This window comes from Variovorax sp. SRS16, assembly GCF_901827165.1.
In the GTDB taxonomy this organism is placed as follows: Bacteria; Pseudomonadota; Gammaproteobacteria; order Burkholderiales; family Burkholderiaceae_C; genus Variovorax.
This window is the reverse complement of the sequence record NZ_LR594666.1, coordinates 537495-556816: the sequence shown is the minus strand read 5'-3', so window position 1 is coordinate 556816 and position 19322 is coordinate 537495. Positions and strand designations below refer to the sequence as shown.

The window sequence follows — 19322 nt, the reverse complement described above, 5'->3', positions numbered from 1 at the left end:
CGCAAGACTCTCACAGTTCGACGGGGCCGAGCGCGGCCACCGGTTGGAAGCGGACGCGGGCATTCACCGGGATCTGTCCCGCACGGTCCAGGTGATGGATGGCGACGGAGGCGATCACGGGGTAGCCGCCCGTCAGCGGGTGGTCGGCGAGGAACAACACCGGCTGGCCGCTGGGTGGGACCTGGAGCGAGCCGCGCGCAGTGCCCTCGCTGGGCAGTTCCGACAGCCGGGTGCGAACCAGCGGCTGTTCCCCGGCCAGCCGGATGCCGACGCGGCTGGACTGCGGCGTGACCTGCCACGGCTGGCTGCACAGGCGCTCGATGGCGTCGGCCGCGAACCAGTCCGTGCGCGGCCCGAGCACGATGTCGAGCACGACCTCCTCCTGCAAGGTGGGCAGGTCGGCCGGTGGCGTCTCGGGCGCGCCCACCACGCCGCCCGCGGTCACCGCGCGCACCCGCAGCACGTCGCCCACGGCCAGCGGGGGCGGGCCGACGCGGGCCAGTGTGTCGGTTGCGCAGCTGCCCAGCACCGGCGCGATGGCGAAGCCGCCACGCACCGACAGGTAGCTGCGGACGCCGGCGCGCGGCTCGGCCAGCGCCACGGTGTCGCCATCGGCGAGCGCGATGGCCTGGTAGCGCGCCAATGGCCACTGCGCACCGTCGGCACGGGTCAGCGCGAGCGGCCCGTCGGCGCCCGTCACGGCGACCACGGCATCGCCGCGGCAGGCGAACCGAAATCCGCCGTCGGCGATCTCCACGCAGGCCACATCCGATGCATTGCCGACGAGGCGATTGGCCGCCTGAAGTGCCCGCTGGTCCATGGCACCGGAAGCGGAGACACCTTGCTTGGCCTGGCCAAGTCGGCCACGGTCCTGCCACAGCGCCTGCAACCCCGTGGCGCGCACCTCGAGCGCGCTGCCGCCCGGCACGACGTCGGCATTCGAAGACAACGGCGCTGTATCCACGACCACAGACAGGCGCCGCGGCGACGCCGTGACGTCCACGAAGCGCACCGTGTCGCCCGGCTGCAGAAGCGCTGGCGTTTCGCGCGCCAGGTCCCACATCGGCGCGTCGGTGACGCCGACGATCTGCCAGCCGCCCGGGCTGGCCTGCGGATAGACCCCGCTGAAGCTGCCCGCGAGCCCGACGGCGCCTGCCGGAATCCGCGTGCGCGGCACAGTGCGCCGGGGTACGTCCAGGCTCGGATGTCCACCGGACAGATAGGCGAATCCCGGCGCGAAGCCGGTGAAGGCCACCGTGTAGTCGCTGCCGGTATGGCGGCGCACCAGCTCCTGCGGCGTGATGCCGAGCAGCCCGGCCACCTCGGCCAGATCCTCGCCCGTGTAGCGCACGGGAATCTCGATGCGCTTGTCCGCACGCAGCTCGCGGGCTTCCAGGGGGCGTTGCCGAACCTGGCGCGCGAGTTCTGCGGCCGAGATGGCGGTTGGGCGGAAAGTGATCAGCAGGGTACGCGCTGCCGGCACGAGTTCCTCGATCCCCGCAATGGGCTCGGCCCGCAGCGAGGCCTGCAGTGCAAGCGTGCGCGCGAGGTCGTCCAGCTCGACCAGCACGGCATTCGTGTTGACGCTGAGGATGCGCATCGTCATGAGGCCGGCGCATCCACGAAGGAGCGGATCGCCACGCCCGCCTGCTCGAGCCGAGCGCGCACCTGGCGCGCCATCTCGACCGCGCCCGGACTGTCGCCGTGCACGCACACCGACTCGGCCCGGATGCGCACCGTGCTGCCATCGAGGGCGGTGACGATGCCGTCCGACACCAGCCGCAGCATGCGCTCGGCCACTTCCTGCGCGTCGTGCAGCACCGCGCCGGGTTCGCGCCGCGATACCAGCGTGCCTTGGGGCGTGTAGGCGCGGTCGGCGAAGGCCTCGGACACCGTGCGCAGCCCCTGGGCCTCGGCCCAGCGCAGCAGCGGCGAGCCGGCCAGCGCGACGAGGCACAGGCCGGGGTCGATCTCGCGGATGGCGGCGATCACGTCGCGCGCCTGCCGCTCGTCATGGGCCATGGTGTTGTAGAGCGCGCCGTGCGGCTTCACGTAGCGCACGGAAGTGCCGGCGGCCGTCGCCAGGCCCTGCAATGCGCCGATCTGGTAGATCACGTCGGCCCGCAGGTCGGCGCTCGCCACGTCCATGTTGCGCCGGCCGAAGCCGACGAGGTCGTTGTAGGCCACGTGGGCGCCGACCGCGACGCCCCGCTCCTTTGCGCGGCGCAGCGTCTCGAGGATGCCGGCGGGGTCGCCCGCATGGAAGCCGCAGGCCACGTTGGCGCTGCTCACCACCGCCAGCATGGCGTTGTCGTCGCCCATGCGCCAGGCGCCCAGGCTTTCGCCCAGGTCGCTGTTCAAGTCGATCTTCATCGTCGGTCTCCGGCGCACGGCGTGCGCGGTGGGATCAGGTCAGTGCGGCGCCGATGGCATCGGCCGGGCCGTCGATCTTTGTCCTGCGAGGGCGGCCATCAGCGGTTCATCAGGAAGTACAGAAGGAAGGTGTTGACCACGAGCAAGGCCGCAGCGGTCGGCAACTGCACTCTGATCACCGCGTTCTTGTCGGGCAGCTCCAGCAGCGCCGCCGGCACGATGTTGAAGTTGGCGGCCATCGGCGTCATCAGCGTGCCGCAGTAGCCCGAGAACATGCCGATGGCCGCCATCACCGCCGGGTCGCCGTGGTACACGCCCACCAGCACCGGCACGCCGACGCCACCCGTCATCACCGGGAAGGCAGCGAAGCCGTTGCCCATGATGACCGTGAAGAGCGCCATGCCTACGACGTACACCACGACGGCGACGAAGCGGATGTCCATGTTGATGTAGCTGGTGGTGATGTGCGCCACCGCCTTGCCCACGCCGGCATCGGAGAACACCAGGCCCAGCATGCCCAGCATCTGCGGCAACACCACGGCCCAGCCCAGCGCGTCGGTCAGGCGGCGCGACTCGCGCATGCCCTGCACCGGTGTCTCGCGCGTCAGCCAGCACGCCAGCGCCAGCGCCACCACGCAGCCCACGCCCAGGCTGACCAGCGTGGTGTTCTTGGGGTCGAGCAGGAAGGCGTCGCCGATCTTCACCTTGCTCATCAGCACGGTGCCGATCACGGTGACCAGCGGAATCGCCAGTGCCGGCATGAACAGCTTGTTGCCCAGGCGCCGGGCGCTGGCCTGGTACTCGACCGGCGTCGGTTCGCGATGCTTGCCCGCGCCGACACCGCGCAAGCCGGCGATCACGGCCATGGCGATCGCGCCGACACCGACCCAGGTGGGCGGCAACCGATCGCCGATCAGGAAGACCAGCGCATAGAGGCCCCAGAAGAGCGCGCTGGTGTAGCGCTTGGGGTGCTGGCGATCGGTCAGCGTCATGATCGCCGTGATGGCGAGGATCAGGCCGACCAGAACGTACAGGAGCTGGATCGAGAGAATCATGATCAGCGGCCTTCCTGCACAGCGGGAACGGCGGGAACCGCCGGCTTGTCGGCCCCCTCTTCTTCACGCATCTCACGCGCGATCGACCGGTCCAGCCGGCGCAGCCGCCAGGCATGGATCACGAAAGCGGAGATCGCGGTCGGGATGCCCCACAGCGCGATGTGCAGCGGCTCGATGTCGATGCCGGCCTCGTGCAGGAAGGTGCTCATCAGGACGATCGCGCCGAAGGCCACGAAGATGTCCTCGCCGAAGAACAGGCCCACGTTGTCGGTCGCCGCGGCATAGGCACGCAGCTTGTGGTGAATGCGCTCGGGCAGCTTGCCGTAGCGGGCCTCGGTGGCGCCTTCGGCCATGGGCGCGAGCAGCGGGCGGACCATCTGCGGATGACCGCCCAGGCTGGTGAGGCCGACGGCGGCAGTGAGCTCGCGGGCCGCGAGGTAGACGATCAACAGCCGTCCGGCGGTGGCCGACTTGATGCGGCCGATCCAGTTCTGCGCATGCTGGCGCAGGCCGTGGCGCTCGAGCAGCCCGATCACCGCCAGCGGCAGCAGGATGATCAGCGGGAGGTTGCGGGTCTTGATGAACCCGCTGCCGATGGCTGCCAGCACCGCGGTCGGGCCGAAGCCCGCAGCGAACGCCGTCACGATGGCCGTCACGATCACCACCAGCATCGGGTTGAAGCGCAGGACGAAGCCCGCAATGATGACGGCCACGCCGATCAGCGGCCACAGAGAGATCTCAGGTGTCATGTGGGTCTTTCGTTGGAGTTCGGAATCACCTCGCGCAATGTGCGCCCGCACGCCAGGGCAACGCAAATTTCGCGCCAATCGATGAGCAATCAATTCAGAATGAACATATCATTCATATTTAATTGTTGAACAATCACATGTAGTTTGCCAAACAATCATGCCGCAACAACCCCATGAAAACCCTGAGCACAGCGCTGTTGGATGCGCTGCTTGCCGGGTCGGCGATCTGCTACAAAGCGCTTCCCCTTCCATGTCCGGCATGAACCCACTGGCTTCCCACCCTCACCCTGTTTCGCCGGCCGCCGCCTCGCAGACGCTCAACGAGAGGGTGGCCGAGCTCATCCGCCAGAAAATCGTCAAGGGCGAGTTCTCGCCGGGCCAGCGGCTGTCGGAGGCCGCGCTGGCCGACAGCTTCGAGATTTCCCGCAACACCCTGCGCGAGGTGTTCCGCACGCTGACCAAGGAAGGCCTGCTCAAGCACGCGCCCAACCGCGGCGTGTTCGTGGCGGTGCCGAGCATCGCGTCGATCATCGACATCTACCGCGTGCGGCGCCTCATCGAGTGCCAGGCGCTGGCGCAGGCCTATCCGCAGCACCCCGCCAGAAAACACATGCGCGAGGCCGTGGGAATGGCGCTGCGCTGCCGCGACAAGGGCGATTGGCTGGGCGTGGGCACGGCCAACATGGAGTTCCACATGGCGATCGTGGAGCTTGCCGACAGCGAACGGCTGAACGTGCTCTTCGCCCACATCCTGGTCGAGCTGCGGCTCGCCTTCGGCCTGCTCAAGGACCCCGAATTCCTGCACGCGCCGTACGTGGACATGAACATGAAGATCCTCGAGTTCTTCGAGGCCGGCAAGTTCACCGAGGGCGCGGCCGCGCTCAACGACTACCTCGTGCATTCAGAGCGCATCGTGCTGGCCGTCTATGCCCGGCGCATGCCCGAGGGCGGCCTCGACACCTGAGAAGAAAGAGCCGGCAAAGGGCCATGGCGCCGGCACGCTGCCCGAACGTGCTCAAGCCTTGAGGTACTCGGCCCTGGTGCCAAGCCATCGGTCGATGTGTTTCTCGGCCAGTGCGGGATCACGGTCGAGCATCCGCGGCGCGAGCTCGCGCGCCCAATCGAGCAACAGCACATCGGTCGCCAGGTCGGCAAAACGCAGCAGCGGCGCGCCCGACTGCCGCGCGCCGAGGAATTCGCCGGGTCCGCGGATCTCCAGGTCGCGCCGTGCGATCTCGAAGCCGTCGGCGGTTTCGACCATCGCCTTGAGCCGCGCACGCGCCGCCTCGCCGACGCGCCCGCCTTCGTTCGGCGCGTACAGCAGCACGCAAGCCGATGCTGCCGCGCCGCGCCCGACCCGGCCGCGCAGCTGGTGCAATTGCGAGAGGCCGAAACGCTCGGCATGCTCGATCACCATCAGCGAGGCATTGGGCACGTCGACGCCGACCTCGATCACGGTGGTGCTCACCAGCACCTGCAGCCGGTTGGCGGTGAAGCTTTCCATCACCGCCTGTTTCTCCGCCGTCGGCATGCGTGAATGCAGCAGGCCGACGCTGACCTGCGCGCCGAGCGCGGCGGCCAGCTCGTCGCGGGTTTCGGTCGCGTTGCGCAGGTCGACCGCTTCGCTCTCCTCGATCAGCGGGCAGACCCAGTAGACCTGGCGCCCCTGCGCGAGCTGCGCCCGAATGCGTTCGACGACCTCGTCGCGACGGTGTTCAGCCACCAGCTTCGTGACGATCGGCGTGCGGCCGGGCGGCAGTTCGTCGAGCGTCGAGACATCGAGGTCGGCGTAGTAGCTCATCGCCAGCGTGCGCGGGATCGGCGTGGCGCTCATCATCAGCAGGTGAGGCTCGAGTTCACCGACCGCCTTGCCGCGCAGCGCGAGGCGCTGCGCCACGCCGAAGCGGTGCTGCTCGTCGATGATGGCCAACGCGAGCTTGCTGAACGACACTTTCTCCGAGATCACCGCGTGCGTGCCGATCACGAGCGCCGCCTCGCCGCTCTCGACCGCGGCCGACATCGCATCGCGCTCCTTCTTCTTCTGGCTGCCGGTGAGCCAGGCGACGCGCAGGCCGCGCTCGGCCAGCAGCGGGTCGAGCCAGCCGACCAGCTTGCCGAAATGCTGGGCCGCGAGGATCTCGGTCGGCGCCATCAGCGCGCACTGGTAACCCGCATCAATGCAGCGCGCGGCCGCGAGCGCGGCAACCACGGTCTTGCCGGAGCCGACATCGCCTTGCAGCAGCCGATGCATCGGCACTTCGCGCGCGAGGTCGCGCGTGATCTCTTCGCCGACGCGCCGCTGCGCGCCGGTCAGCGCGAAGGGCAGCACGCCAAGCAGCTCGCGATGCAGCGAAGCGCCGGACGCCGCCGCATCGAGCACCGGCGCGCGCTGCGCCGCACGCGCGCGGCGCGCCTGCAGCTGCGACAACTGCTGCGCGAGCAACTCGTCGGCCTTGAGCCGCTGCCACGCCGGATGGCTGCGGTCCTCGAGCGTGGCCAGCGCCACATCGGGCGCGGGATAGTGAAGGAAGGACAGCGCGCGGCGCAGATCCCAGGCGCCGTGCGGCGCCGTGCCGGCCGGCAAGGTCTCGTCGAGCACTGCGCGCGCCAGGCCCGAGCGCACCTCGCGGCGCAGCACCGGCTGCGCCAGCCCCGCGATCGTCGAATAGACCGGTGTCAGCGCCTCCGGCAATTCGGTGCCCGCGGCCTTGACCGCCGGATGCATCATCTGCCGCCCGAGAAAGCCGCCGCGCACTTCGCCGCGCACGCGAACCCGCGCGCCCACCGCGAGCTGCTTCTGCTGCGAGGGATAGAAGTTGAAGAAGCGCAGCTGGCAGGTATCGCTGCCGTCGTCGACGGTGACGACCAGCTGGCGCCGCGGCCGGAACACCACTTCGCTCTCGGTGACCACCGCCTCGACCTGCGCCATGTCGCCGTCGCGCGTGTCGGCCAGCCGCACGATGCGCGTCTCGTCCTCGTAGCGCATCGGCAGGTAGAGCGCGAAGTCGACGTCGCGCACGAGGCCGAGCTTGCGCAGCGCCCGCTGCACCAGGCTCAGCCCCGTGCCCGGCGCAGGGGCCGGTGCGGGCTTTTCCGGAGTCGAACGCTTGGCGGCGGCGGGCATGGGACAATTCTGGCACTTGGCACGGGTCCGTCCGACCCTCGAGCAGCATGCGAACCTTCACCCTCTCCGATTTCGATTTCGACCTGCCACCCGATCGGGTGGCCCAGCATCCCGCCGCCGAACGCAGCGCCTCGCGATTGCTCGACGGCACCGGCCCCGGCGCGATCGACCGCATCTTCAAGGATCTGCCTTCGCTGTTGCGCGCCGGTGACCTGCTGGTCTTCAACGACACGCGCGTCGTCAAGGCGAGGCTCTTCGGCGAGAAGCCGACCGGCGGCAAGCTCGAGTTGCTGGTCGAGCGCGTATTGCAGGACAACGAGGTGGTCGCCCACATGAAGGTCAGCAAGAAGCCGCAGGTCGGCACCGCGCTGACGATGCACGGCGGCTTCAACGCCACCCTGCTGGGCCGCTGGCCCGACGAAGACGGCGCACTCTTTCGCCTGCGCTTCGACAACGCCGCGAACGAAGATCCCTATGCGCTGATGGCGCGCTGCGGCCATGTCCCGCTGCCGCCCTACATCACGCACACCGACTCGTCCGACGACGAGCGCCGCTACCAGACAGTGTTCGCACGCGTGCCCGGCGCAGTCGCCGCACCGACCGCGGCGCTGCATTTCGACGAGGCCCTGCTCGACCAGCTCGAAGCGCGCGGCGTGTGGCGCGCCAGCGTCACGCTGCATGTCGGCGCCGGCACCTTCCAGCCCGTCAAGACCGAGAACATCGCCGAGCACGCGATGCATGCCGAGCGCTACGAAGTGCCCGAGGCCACGCAGCGCGCGATCGCCGAAGCCAAGGCGCGCGGCGGCCGCATCGTCGCGGTCGGCACGACCACCGTGCGCACGCTCGAATCGTGGGCCAAGAGCGGCGAAGCCCGCGGCGACACGCGCATCTTCATCACGCCCGGCTTCGTGTTCGAACACGTCGACCTGCTGATCACCAACTTCCACCTGCCCAAGAGCACGCTCATGATGCTGGTCAGCGCCTTCGCGGGCTACGAGCACGTGATGGCGCTGTATGCCCATGCGATCCGCGAGCGCTATCGCTTCTTCAGCTACGGCGACGCGATGCTGCTCGCACGACAACCCTGAACATGTTGAATTTCGAACTCCTCGCCACCGACCCCGCGAGCCATGCGCGGCGCGGCACGCTCACGCTCAACCACGGCGTGGTGCAGACGCCGATCTTCATGCCCGTGGGCACCTACGGCACGGTCAAGGGTGTGATGCCGCGCAGCCTCGACGAGATGGGCGCGCAGATCATCCTCGGCAACACCTTCCACCTGTGGATGCGGCCCGGCCTCGACGTGATGGCGAAGTTCGGCGGTCTCCACTCGTTCGAGAAATGGGACAAGCCCATCCTCACCGATTCGGGCGGCTTCCAGGTCTGGTCGCTGGGCGCGATGCGCAGGATCAGCGAGGAAGGCGTGAAGTTCGCCTCGCCGGTCAACGGCGACAAGCTCTTCCTCACGCCCGAGGTCTCGATGCAGATTCAGACCATTCTGAACAGCGACATCGCGATGCAGTTCGACGAATGCACGCCCTACGACATCGACGGCCAGGTCACGACCGAAGCCCAGGCGCGCCAGTCGATGGAGCTCAGCCTGCGCTGGGCGCGGCGCTGCGCGACGGAGTTCGCGCGCCTCGAAAATCCCAACGCGCTGTTCGGCATCGTGCAGGGCGGCATGTTCGAGAACCTGCGCGAGGCATCGCTGGCGCAGCTGGTCGAGATGGACTTCCCGGGCTATGCCATCGGCGGCGTCAGCGTCGGCGAGCCCAAGGACGAGATGCTGCGCATCATGGCGCACACGCCGCACCGGCTGCCGGCGCACAAGCCGCGCTACCTGATGGGCGTGGGCACGCCGGAAGACCTGGTGGAGGGCGTGGCGCAGGGCGTCGACATGTTCGACTGCGTGATGCCGACCCGCAACGCGCGCAACGGCACGCTGTTCACGCGCTTCGGTGATCTCAAGATGCGCAACGCGCGCCACAAGAGCGATCCGCAGCCGATCGATCCGAGCTGCACTTGCCATGCCTGTGCGGGCGCGTCGGGCGTGCCATGGAACGAAGGCGGCCGCGACGGTTTCAGCCGCGCCTACCTGCACCATCTCGACCGCTGCGGCGAGATGCTGGGCCCGATGCTCACGACCATCCACAACCTGCACTACTACCTGAACCTGATGCACGAGATCCGCACCGCGCTCGATGCAGGGCGCTTTGCCGAATTCCGGGCGCAGTTCAAGGCCGAACGCGCACGCGGCGTCTGATCCGGATCAGAATCTTCGCCATGACCGCATCCACCACCTCCTCGGCTTCGGCGCGCTATCCATCGCTGTCGGGACGCACTGTGTTCATCTCCGGCGGCGCCTCCGGCATCGGCGAGACGCTGGTGCGCTTCTTTCACGCGCAGGGCGCGCGCGTCGGCTTCTGCGATCTCGACGCGGCCGCGGGCCACGCATTGGCAACCGAACTGGCCGCAACGAATGCGCCGCTGTTCTGTCAATGCGACGTGACCGAGGTGCCCGCATTCCAGGCCGCGATCGATGCCGTGCGCCAGCGCTTCGGGCCGATTGCCGTGCTGCTCAACAACGCGGCCAACGACCGCCGCCATGAGATGGCCGATGTCACGAGCGAAGATTTCGACCGCCTCGTGGCCGTCAACTTCAAGCACCAGTTCTTCGCCGCGCAAGCGGTCGCACCCGACATGCGTGCGCTCGGCGGCGGCTCGATCATCAACTTCGGCTCGATCAGCTGGATGATCAAGGGCGCCGGCTATCCGGTGTACCAGGCCTGCAAGGCGGCTGCGCGCGGGCTCACGCGTTCGCTCGCCCGCGACCTCGGCAAAGAGAACATCCGCGTCAACTCGATCGTGCCGGGCTGGGTCATGACCGAGCGCCAGCTGCGCCTGTGGGTCAAGCCCGAATCGGAAGCGCAGATCGACGCCGCCCAGTGCCTGCCGGGCCGGGTGATGGCCGAGGACATCGCGAGCATGGCGCTGTTCCTCGCGGCCGACGATTCGAAGATGTGCACTGCGCAGGACTACGTGGTCGACGCCGGCTGGACCTGAGCCGAAAGCTCCGGCGCGCCCGGCGCATCGGCCACCGTGCCGCAGGCATGGCAGAAGCGCGAGAAGGCGCTCTTGCGCGCCGTGCACACGCGGCAATGGTCGAACAGGCCGATGCCGCAATGCGGGCAGAAATCGATCTCGGTATTTTTCAGGTCGACCGGGCGCTCGCAGCCCGGGCATACGCCCTTGGCGAGCCGCGCGAGCGCCGTGTCGTAGCCCAGCTCTTCGCGGCGCACCAGGTCCGGTTGCGCCTCGGCCAGCTTCTGGCGTGCGAGATAGCGATTGAGCGCGACGATGGCATAGCGCCCCACGAGCACGGTCAGCACGATGCCGACCACGTACCGGACATAGCCGCCATAGCTCGGCAGGTAGGGCACCAGCTCGACGAAGAAGGCGAACAGCGCGAAGTAGATGAAGCCCCAGACGAAGGGCCAGTACTGGCTCTTGCGCTTGCGCACGAACAGCCAGCCGGCGATGACCAGGAGCGGCAGCGTGAGCGCGAGGCGATAGCCGAACACGCGCAGCTCGACGCGGCGGTTCTCGGCCTCCAGCCGGACATTGGCCTCGTCCTCGAGCACCGCGAGCTTCTGCTGCGCCTGCTGCTGCGACTGCCGCGCATCGAGCGCGATCTGGTTCTGCGCGCCCAGATCGCGCTGGGCCTCGTCCTCCTTCTGCTTGAGCACGTCCAATGCCTTGGTGCGCGCGACCAGTTCGCCATCCTGGTCCGGTTGCGCGGTGGCATGGCGCGTCGCGAGCCAGTTCGCGAAGGTTTCGCGCGCCGCGCGGCTGGCCTGTCGTGCGGCCGTGAGCTTCAGCTCGGCCTGTTCGCGCTCACGCTCGGCCTGCTGCCCGCTGCGCTCGGCCGCGGTGATGGTGGCGCGCAAGGGGTCGGCGGCCGATCGATCGATGAAGTCCTCGGGCCCGAGCGTGCGCTCGACCCGTGGCAGATCGCCCACGATCGTGCTGCCGAGGCCGATCAGGAAACCGGCGAAGGCCAGCGCCACCAGCCACAGACCGCGACGAAACCATTTTTCCGAAAGCCGCAAGGACTTGCTCATCTCGTTCCTCCTGACAGGGATTGCATGACGGTGCGCGCTACAGGCCGAGCACCACCGGCGCCGCGCCGAGTCCGGCGCGCGGCAGCCATTCGAACACCGAGTCGGCCGTCACCGTTTCGATGCGATCGGCAAAGCGCTTCTCGTTCGGATGATCGTCGAAGGCGACGTTGGCCGCGCTGATACGTCCGCCGAGCCGCGCGAGCGGGCCGAGCTTCAGCGTGGTCGGCTCGTAGCCCTTGAACTGCAGCCAGGCCTGCGCCTGTTCGCGCGTGCGGATGGTGGCGGGCTCCATGGCGGCGGCCATCGTCTCGATCGCCCACTGGTTCGACTGCTGGTATTTGCGGCCCCAGACATAGCTCACGATGCTGTAGGGCTCGACGTGCAGCCGTGTGATGCGCGCCGGTGTCTCGTTGAGCGCGGCCAGCATCTGGGCCTGCACGGCCGGCGTCGGCACCGACCACGCGGTCTCGTAGCGCCAGGGATCGTCGAGGAAGAATTGGCCCAGCCCCTGGCGATAGACCTCGGCCACCGCGGTGCCGCACTGGTTGAGCTTGTGCACCACGCGCCACGGCCCCGCCTCGGTCTTGTAGGCCCATCCGACGTGCGAATAGCGCAGGCCGTACTTGCTCAGGTCCTGCCCGGCTCGGGCCAGCAGCACCACGCGCGCGCCGCTCGCATCGAGCGCCTCGGACGTGCGCTGCGCGAGCGCCATGCCCTTGGCGATCGCGGCGGCGCTCGGCCTCACCTGCTCGCACGACCGGCCGGCGTGCGCGTTGAGCGGGAACAGGAAGATGCTCGCCAGGATCACGGCCGCCACCGTGGCGGCGAGCTGCAGCGTCGTCTTCAGCAGACGCAGCGAGCGCGGCACGCAGGCCTCGTCCTCGGCTTCGTAGGGGCCGAAGTTGGTCGGGATGCGCTTCACGACAGCCTCTCGTCGTAGAGCAGTGCGCGGCCGATCGCGTTGGGGATGAAGGCCAGCACCTCGCCCGCCGCCGACAGCACGACGCCGGTGCCGATCACGCTGATCGCGACCGCGGAGCCGACGCCGACCGAAGCCGCATGGGCCGCGCGGCCCGTCAGCCGAATGCTGGCCCGCGCACCGTCCGAGGCGCGCTCGAGCACGTAGACCGTGCCCTCCGCCACGCTTTCGACGGCGACCACCGACAGCGCCGCGCCGCCGACCGAGAGCGCCGCAGGGAGCGCCACCACGGCGCTCGCCGCAGCCCCGGTCGCCGAGGCAGCGCCGACCACCGACGCGACCGGCATCAGCGAGAGCCCGACCGAGGCTTCGCTTTGCGCGTGGGCGCTGAGCGGTGCGACAAGGCTGCCGGCCGCGAAACACGCCGCCATCCAGACAGCCAGAGCGATGAGGGACTTGTTGATCATGATGCGGTCCCTCATTCGTCTTGCGCGGCTTCGAGGCGGCCTTCACGGCGCCCCTGCACGCGCGCCTCGGCAAGATCGGCCTCGTGGCGGTCGCGCAGCGTCTTGGCGAGCGTGAACGCACTGCTGATCAGGAACAGCCAGCTGACGCCGAGGAAGGCGCGGTAGGTTTCGCTGATCTCCATCCGCAGCAACCCCCAGCCGGTCAGCCCCATGGCGGTGAGGAAGCCGCCCCACACCACCAGCTTCCACATCGGCGTATCGCCGGCGCCGGGAATGGCGCCGCGCTGGCTGTCGCGCACGAACTTCGCCAGCACGAAGGCCGCCGACAGGCAGAACACGTAGCCCATCACCATGAAGGCGCGGTCCAGCGTCGCACCGGGCAGCCATGCGAGACCGGTCGCACAGAGAAATCCCGCGAGCCCGAAAGAGATCCAGACCTGGGCCTGCCAGGCGCGCGTATCGCGCTGAATGGATGTGGCGAAAGATGAGGATTGCATGCATGCCTCGCGGCGTAGTGAAGGAGCGCGAATGATGGTTCGCGGTCCGCCGCAAAGGTGCAGATAAGTGCACCGGTGGCGATCTACAGCGCTGGCAGTATCCCTATTTGATACTCGAATGCAGCTGGCGCCGGGCCAGCAGGTCATCGCGCGTGAACGCCCGCTCGGTGCCCGCCAGACGGATCGCGATCAGTTCGAGCGCGTCCTGGGCCGGCGCGGGCGTCCCGGGCTGCAGGAAGATCATCGGGGTGGCCAGGCTGACCAGCACCAGCGTCCAGTTCAATCGCGGATGAGGCCGCCGGTGCTGCAGCCAGAGAAAGCATCCGCTGACAGCGAGACCGAGCGCGAAGCCCGCCACCACTTCGGATTTGGAATGCGCATAGAGCGCGAGCCGCGAGAGGCCGATGAGCATCGCGAACAGCAGGCCGAGCGAGGCCGCCGTCACGCGCACGCGGTGCTCCCAGTGCGAAGCCGTGAGCCAGCACGCGACCGGCCAGACGCTGGCCGACAGCGCCGTGTGGCCGCTGAAGCCCGTGAAGTTGACTGTGGCGCTGCCGATGCCCCAGCCCATGAACGCGATCTTGGAAGCGGCGATCAGGAAGCCGCCGAAACCGAACAGCAGGATCCAGATCAGCGCGGTCGGCCGGGTCGCGCGCCGAACGCCGAGCCACACCGCGATCCACAAGCCCACGGGCAGCAGGAATCCGCTGTCGCCGAACCAGGTGACGACCTGCCAGAACCCGACCGGAAACGGCAACGCCATCAGGTGCTCAGGAGCCCGGTCACGCGCGCGTGAAGCGCGTCGGGCGCGACATCGGCCGGCCGCATCGCGCTGCCGACGTGGAGCCCGACACGGCTGAACCAGCCGCGCCGGAACGGACGCACCATCGCCACGTTCTGCCCGCCGCGCACCTCGACGCGGCTGAAGTACGAACCCCAGAGGTTGGTCAGTGCCATCGGGATCACGGGTACCTCGAGGCCTTGCGCCCGCGCGCCGTCGAGGATCTTCATCACGCCGCCCTTGAACGGCTGCAGCTGGCCGTCGCGCGTGATCGCGCCTTCGGGGAAGATGGCCAGCAGGTCGCCTTCGCGCAGCACCTGCACGGCCTGGGCGAACGCCGCCTCGTAGGCCGCGGGGTCTTCCTTCTGCGGCGCGATCGGAATGGCCTTCGCCAGCCGGAACAGCCCGCCGAGCACGGGCACCCGGAAGATCTGGTGGTCCATGAGGAAGCGGATCGGCCGCGGGCTCGCCGCCATCAGCAACACCGCATCGATGAAGCTCACGTGGTTGCACACCAGCACCGCGGGCCCTTCGGCCGGGATGTGCTCGCTGCCCCGGACGTCGAAGCGGTAGACGAAACGCGTCAGCACCCAGGCCACGAAGCGCAGCAGGTACTCGGGCATCAGCATGAAGATGTAGAACGCGACCACCGCGTTGGCGATGCCGGTGAAAAGAAAGATCTGCGGCACGGTGAAGCCAGCCTTCAGCAGCGCGCCGGCAATGACCGCGCTGGCGATCATGAACAGCGCGTTGAGGATGTTGTTGGCCGCGATGATCCGCGCCCGGTGCGTGGCCTGGCTGCGCAGCTGGATCAGCGCATACATCGGCACGCTGTAGAGCCCCGCGAAGAGGGACAGCAGGCCGAGATCGGCCATCACATGCCAGTGCGCCGAGCGGCCGACGAAGACACCGAGCCCCATCTCCGCCGAGGCGGGCAGCGCGCGCGAGGCGAAATACAGGTCGATGGCGAACACGCTCATGCCGATCGCGCCCAGCGGCACCAGGCCGATCTCCACCTGGCGCCGGCTCAACGTCTCGCACAGCAGCGAGCCGATGCCGATGCCGACCGAGAACACCACCAGCAGCAGCGATGCCACCTGCTCGTCGCCATGCAGCACTTCCTTGGCGAAGCTCGGGAACTGGCTCAGGAACACGGCGCCGAAGAACCACATCCACGAGATGCCGAGCAGCGAGCGGAAGACCACCAGGTTGCCGTGGGCGAGCTTCAGGTTGCGCCAGGTCTCGCTGACGGGATTCCAGTTGATTCGCAGGCCCGGGTCGGTGGCCGGGGTGCGCGGGATTGCCTGCGCCACGCCGCGCCCCGCCAGCGCCAGCAGCACACAGGCCACCGCCACCGCGGTATGGCCGATCTGCGGCACCGCGACCAGGAGGCCGCCGGCCACCTGCCCGAGCAGGATGGCAACGAAGGTCCCCATCTCGACCACGCCGTTGCCGCCGGTGAGTTCGTGCGCCTCCAGCACCTGCGGCAGGTAGGCGTACTTGACCGGACCGAAGAGTGTCGAATGCAGCCCCATCAGGAACACGCAGCCCAGCAGCACCGCGGCATCCGCACGCATGAAGCCCCAGGCCGCGACCCCCATGATCACGATCTCGAGGTTCTTCACGAAGCGGATCATCTTCGTCTTGTCGTACTTGTCGGTGAGCTGGCCCGAGGTCGCGGAGAAAAGCAGGAAGGGCAGGATGAAGAGCGCACCGATCGCCAACCCCGCCATCGCCGGCGGCATCCAGTCGAGTTGGAGTTGGTAGGTCACCATCACCGTGAAGGCGAACTTGAACAGGTTGTCGTTGGCCGCGCCCGCGAACTGGGTCCAGAAGAAGGGCGCGAAGCGGCGCTGCCCCAGCAACGCGAACTGGTTGGCGTGCGCCGGCGCGTCGGGCGCGAGGACGAGGGAAGCGTCGGCAGGGATGGTCATGCGAATGCCCTTGCGGGTTCCTCAGGCCGTCACTGCGGCCGCGCCCGGATTGTGCCGCAGCGTCCGGCGACCCATGGCCTGCAGTGCATGGAGCACGGGCAATCCCGCGAGCGCGGCCGTCAGATGCTTGAGCGTGTGGCCGGATACCAGCTGATGCGTGGCCTGGAGGATCGCGCCGTCCGAGAACTCGAAGAACTTCGCCAACGCATAGAAGAAGACCACCCAGCCGAGCCTGAGCCCGACCGCGCCATGCATCGGCCTGCCGAGCGCCAGCGTCAGCACCAGCGCCATGCCGCCGAACTGGACCAGTCCCCATGGCAGCACGTTGCCCGTCTCCTCGCAGACACCCACCGCCAGCAGCCCGGCCGCCAGCACGAACCACGCGGCCGGCCAGCCGGCGCGTGCACTGACCCGTTCGCAGACGGCGAAGCCGACCAGCCCCGCGAAGACGACCGCCATGCCGGCGCGGTCCGCCGCCAGGCGCAGGTCGTCGGGCTGCAGGTGGTAGAACGCCGAGCCGGCGGCGGTGAGGATCAGGCCGGCGAAGAACATCCAGGCGCAATCGAGGGCATTGACCGGCGGATGGACCATCGATGGCGGCAGCGGCACCGCATCCAGCACGTCTTCATGCGCCCGGTCGAGCCAGTGCAGCCAGCGCAGGCCCCAGAGCCCGATGACCAGGAAGGGCAGGTTGCTGAGCACATCCATCGCGTTCGGCAGCCCGTGCCAGGCCTGGGTATCGGCGAACACGGCCGGCGGCAGTTCGGTCGCTTGCAGGTCCGGCCCGGCGACCGCGACCAGGGTCAGCAACGCGAACACGGACAGCAGGCCGCGCTCGCGGCGGGAAAGGGAAGGCAGCAGGGACATGGCGGGCTCCGAGAGGTGGCGGTGGGGCGGAATGTAGGTTGCCAACCCCCTCTCGGGCATCGAAAATCGATACGGAGCAATTTCCAACGCCCCTTGGTATCAACAGGCAATACTCTTCCCATGAGCACCACCGTCGACCTCGTCCAGGCCCTGAAGAACGAACTCAAGAATGCCCGCATGACCTATGCGGATCTCGCCAAGTCGCTCGACATGGCCGAGTCCAGCGTCAAGCGCATGCTCGCCAAGGGCGACATGCCGCTCACGCGGGTCGACGCGATCTGCCGCGCACTCAAGATCGATTTCGCCGAACTCGCCCGCCGCGTGGCCGACGACCAGCCCTTGCTGAAGGAGCTGACGCTCGAGCAGGAAAATGCCGTGGTCAAGGACAAGAAGCTGCTGCTGGTGGCGATCAACGTGCTGAGCCAGTGGACGCTGGAGCAGATCGTCACCGCCTACCGGATCAGCCAGGCCGAGTGCATCGGCTACCTGGCCCAGCTGGACCGCATCGGCATCATCGAGCTGCGTCCGCTGAACCGCTACCGCCTCAAGCTGGCCAAGACCTTCCGCTGGCGCCCGCATGGCCCGGTGATGGATTTCTTCCGCGAGAACGTGGTGCTCGACTACTACAAGGGCGGCTTCGACGGGCCGGCCGAAGGCCTGCTGCTGGTCCACGGCTCGATCAGCCGCTCGCTGGCGCCCGCTTTCCTCGAACGCCTGCAGCGCGTGGCCCAGGACTTCGCCCAGCAGCACCAGACCGACCAGAAGCTGTCGCCCAAGGAGCGCGAGGGCTATACCTTGCTGCTCGGCATGCGCAACTGGGAATTCGAGCTTTTCACGCGCCTGCGCCGGGCTTGAGCGGGTCGCCCACATGATTCAAGAAACCGGTTTCTGCGCTAGACTACCGATCGCAGAAAGCGGATGGTCCCCATCCCACCGATGGCGCAAACTCCCATGAACGCTCAGGTGAATCGCCGAAGGCGATTCGATCACTGCATCGTTGTTGATCAATCGCCGACTGGAGAGCCGCCGCGGCACGCGGCGCACCGAAGGAGCAAGCCCGCTGCGGGTCGCACGCGGGTGAATCTCTCAGGTACAAGACAGGGGGAGCGGCAGTCTGAACCCCGGGTGAAGGCCGCCATCCGCGCCGCCACCCGCCGTTCGTGCCATCCAAAAAGGATACGGACATGCGCGTGATTGTTCTGGGCGCCGGCCTGCTCGGCGTCGCATCGGCCTACTACCTGCAACAGCTGGGCCACGAGGTGACGGTGGTCGACCGGCACGCGAGCCCCGCGGCCAAGGCGCGCGGCCGCGTGAACCGCCATGAGGAAGGCGCCGCAGCGCAGCCGGCGGCACTGTCCTCATCCCCTGCCGGCACGAAGCGCAAGGAATCGGCGCTGTACAGCCGCCTGCGAAGGCACTTGGCCCGGCTGCTCGACCGTGCCATCGGCGAACGCCGCAAGCCCGATCCGTTCGAGCATCTCGTTCGCCTGGCCGCCTACAGCCGCGAAAGCGTGCGCGCGCTGAGCGACGAGGCCGGCATGCCCCAGAGCGCGCGCACCGCAGGCCTGCTGAGCCTTTACACGGACACCGCCGCTTTCGAGGACCGCACGGCCCGCGCCGCGCACTGGAACAGGCTGGGCTGCGAAGAACGCCTGCTCTCGCCCGAGGACGCGCTGCGCATCGAGCCGGCGCTGCAGGCGATGCGCATAGGCCTCGCCGGCGCGGCCTATGCGCAGGACGACCCGGCGCGCGATCCGGCCCAGTTCGCGGCCAGCCTCGTCTTCCTGTGCCGCGCGGCCGGGGTCCGCTTCGCGATGAAGCACACGGTGGTGTCGCTGCACGAGCGCGAGGGCCGCATCGACCACGTCGAACTGCGCGATGCCGGCGGCCGGCCCACGGCCATGCGCGCCCAGGCCTATGTGCTCGCGCTCGGCGCGGCCGGCGCGCCGCATGCGCAGCAGCTGGGCATCGCGATGCCGCTGCGCCACCTGCGCGAGTACATCGTCACGATGCCGGTCAAGGACGCCGCCCGCGCTCCGCGCGTGACCCTGCGGGACCGCCAGGGCAAGCTGCGCATCATGCGCATCGAGACGCCGGCGGGCGATTCCCTGCGGGTCTCGGGCTTCGCGCGCGACCGCCTCGACGAGGAAGGCGAAGCCGACTCCGATCGCTTCGACGCCATCCTGCGCCGCTTCGAGCAGCTGTTCCCCGGCGCCGCCGACACGGCGCACGCCACGCTCGAAACCGTCGGGCATGCGGTGAGCCGGAACGGGCTGCCCATGATCGGCAAGACGCGGCTGCCCAACCTGTTCCTCAACACGGCGCCCGGCGCGCATGGCTGGGTGCACGTCTGCGGCGCCGGCAAGTCGATCGCCCGGATCATGAGCGGCCTGCGGCCCGAACTCGAGTTCGCCTTCCGCGGCATGTAGGCCGGC

Annotated in this window: 18 protein-coding genes and 1 riboswitch; of the genes, 6 read left to right on the top strand and 12 right to left on the bottom strand. The window is 68.6% G+C overall.

All coding sequences use genetic code 11. The features are described from left to right. Positions 1 to 10 precede the first annotated feature (10 nt). From E5P2_RS02715 to E5P2_RS02700, 4 genes are all read right to left on the bottom strand, one after another. Positions 11 to 1600, bottom strand: a complete 1590-nt coding sequence (locus E5P2_RS02715; protein ID WP_162570317.1) for a 5-oxoprolinase/urea amidolyase family protein — start codon at positions 1598 to 1600, stop codon at positions 11 to 13. Positions 1601 to 1602: 2 nt separating this feature from the next. Continuing rightward, positions 1603 to 2373, bottom strand: a complete 771-nt coding sequence (locus E5P2_RS02710; protein ID WP_162565633.1) for a LamB/YcsF family protein — start codon at positions 2371 to 2373, stop codon at positions 1603 to 1605. A gap of 98 nt (positions 2374 to 2471) precedes the next feature. Next, positions 2472 to 3428, bottom strand: coding sequence for a DUF979 domain-containing protein (locus tag E5P2_RS02705; protein ID WP_162565632.1), 957 nt, complete (start codon positions 3426 to 3428; stop codon positions 2472 to 2474). Positions 3429 to 3430: 2 nt separating this feature from the next. Further along, positions 3431 to 4177 (bottom strand): DUF969 domain-containing protein, encoded by a 747-nt coding sequence (locus tag E5P2_RS02700; RefSeq protein WP_162565631.1) that lies wholly within the window; start codon positions 4175 to 4177, stop codon positions 3431 to 3433. Positions 4178 to 4436: 259 nt separating this feature from the next. On the opposite strand from E5P2_RS02700, the gene E5P2_RS02695 reads away from it, so the two are divergent. Then, a complete protein-coding gene (locus E5P2_RS02695) occupies positions 4437 to 5141 on the top strand; it encodes a GntR family transcriptional regulator (protein WP_162565630.1) in 705 nt (234 codons plus the stop codon). A 51-nt stretch (positions 5142 to 5192) separates the two neighbouring features. On the opposite strand, the gene recG is transcribed toward E5P2_RS02695, so the two are convergent. Further along, positions 5193 to 7301: an ATP-dependent DNA helicase RecG gene (gene recG, locus E5P2_RS02690; protein ID WP_162565629.1), complete on the bottom strand. Its 2109-nt coding sequence runs from the start codon at positions 7299 to 7301 to the stop codon at positions 5193 to 5195. Between the two features lie 47 nt (positions 7302 to 7348). Here recG and queA point away from each other — a divergent pair, with 47 nt between their 5' ends. The 3 genes from queA to E5P2_RS02675 are packed head-to-tail and all read left to right on the top strand — an operon-like array spanning position 7349 to position 10364. Further along, positions 7349 to 8389 (top strand): tRNA preQ1(34) S-adenosylmethionine ribosyltransferase-isomerase QueA, encoded by a 1041-nt coding sequence (gene queA, locus E5P2_RS02685; protein WP_162565628.1) that lies wholly within the window; start codon positions 7349 to 7351, stop codon positions 8387 to 8389. A 2-nt stretch (positions 8390 to 8391) separates the two neighbouring features. Then, positions 8392 to 9564 carry a tRNA guanosine(34) transglycosylase Tgt gene (tgt, locus tag E5P2_RS02680; RefSeq protein ID WP_162565627.1) on the top strand — a complete coding sequence of 391 codons (1173 nt, stop codon included), beginning with the start codon at positions 8392 to 8394 and terminating at the stop codon, positions 9562 to 9564. Between the two features lie 20 nt (positions 9565 to 9584). Further along, positions 9585 to 10364: an SDR family NAD(P)-dependent oxidoreductase gene (locus tag E5P2_RS02675; protein ID WP_162565626.1), complete on the top strand. Its 780-nt coding sequence runs from the start codon at positions 9585 to 9587 to the stop codon at positions 10362 to 10364. Here E5P2_RS02675 and E5P2_RS02670 read toward each other — a convergent pair. The 7 genes from E5P2_RS02670 to E5P2_RS02640 form a co-directional block, all read right to left on the bottom strand. Further along, the gene (locus E5P2_RS02670; protein ID WP_162565625.1) at positions 10337 to 11422 is read right to left on the bottom strand and encodes a zinc ribbon domain-containing protein; all 1086 of its coding nucleotides are present in this window, start codon (positions 11420 to 11422) and stop codon (positions 10337 to 10339) included. The two genes, E5P2_RS02675 and E5P2_RS02670, sit on opposite strands and share 28 nt — an antisense overlap. Before the next feature lie 37 nt (positions 11423 to 11459). Continuing rightward, a complete protein-coding gene (locus E5P2_RS02665; protein WP_162570316.1) occupies positions 11460 to 12239 on the bottom strand; it encodes a DUF2145 domain-containing protein in 780 nt (259 codons plus the stop codon). A gap of 101 nt (positions 12240 to 12340) precedes the next feature. Continuing rightward, complete coding sequence (locus E5P2_RS02660) at positions 12341 to 12808, bottom strand: hypothetical protein (protein WP_232080556.1); 468 nt, start codon at positions 12806 to 12808, stop codon at positions 12341 to 12343. Between the two features lie 11 nt (positions 12809 to 12819). Then, positions 12820 to 13305 (bottom strand): YiaA/YiaB family inner membrane protein, encoded by a 486-nt coding sequence (locus tag E5P2_RS02655; RefSeq protein WP_162565624.1) that lies wholly within the window; start codon positions 13303 to 13305, stop codon positions 12820 to 12822. 103 nt (positions 13306 to 13408) lie between these two features. After that, entirely contained in the window at positions 13409 to 14068 is a 660-nt protein-coding gene (locus tag E5P2_RS02650; protein ID WP_162565623.1) for a phosphatase PAP2 family protein, read from the bottom strand. After that, on the bottom strand, positions 14068 to 16020 hold the full coding sequence (locus E5P2_RS02645) for an MFS transporter (protein ID WP_162565622.1): 1953 nt from the start codon (positions 16018 to 16020) through the stop codon (positions 14068 to 14070). Before E5P2_RS02645 ends, E5P2_RS02650 begins: the two co-directional genes overlap by 1 nt. 21 nt (positions 16021 to 16041) lie before the next feature. Then, positions 16042 to 16887, bottom strand: a complete 846-nt coding sequence (locus tag E5P2_RS02640; RefSeq protein WP_162565621.1) for a hypothetical protein — start codon at positions 16885 to 16887, stop codon at positions 16042 to 16044. A 120-nt stretch (positions 16888 to 17007) separates the two neighbouring features. Here E5P2_RS02640 and E5P2_RS02635 point away from each other — a divergent pair, with 120 nt between their 5' ends. Further along, positions 17008 to 17742 (top strand): helix-turn-helix domain-containing protein, encoded by a 735-nt coding sequence (locus E5P2_RS02635; RefSeq protein WP_162565620.1) that lies wholly within the window; start codon positions 17008 to 17010, stop codon positions 17740 to 17742. A gap of 148 nt (positions 17743 to 17890) precedes the next feature. After that, positions 17891 to 17998: riboswitch (glycine riboswitch) on the top strand. Positions 17999 to 18071: 73 nt separating this feature from the next. Beyond that, entirely contained in the window at positions 18072 to 19316 is a 1245-nt protein-coding gene (locus E5P2_RS02630; protein ID WP_162565619.1) for an FAD-dependent oxidoreductase, read from the top strand. Positions 19317 to 19322 lie beyond the last annotated feature (6 nt).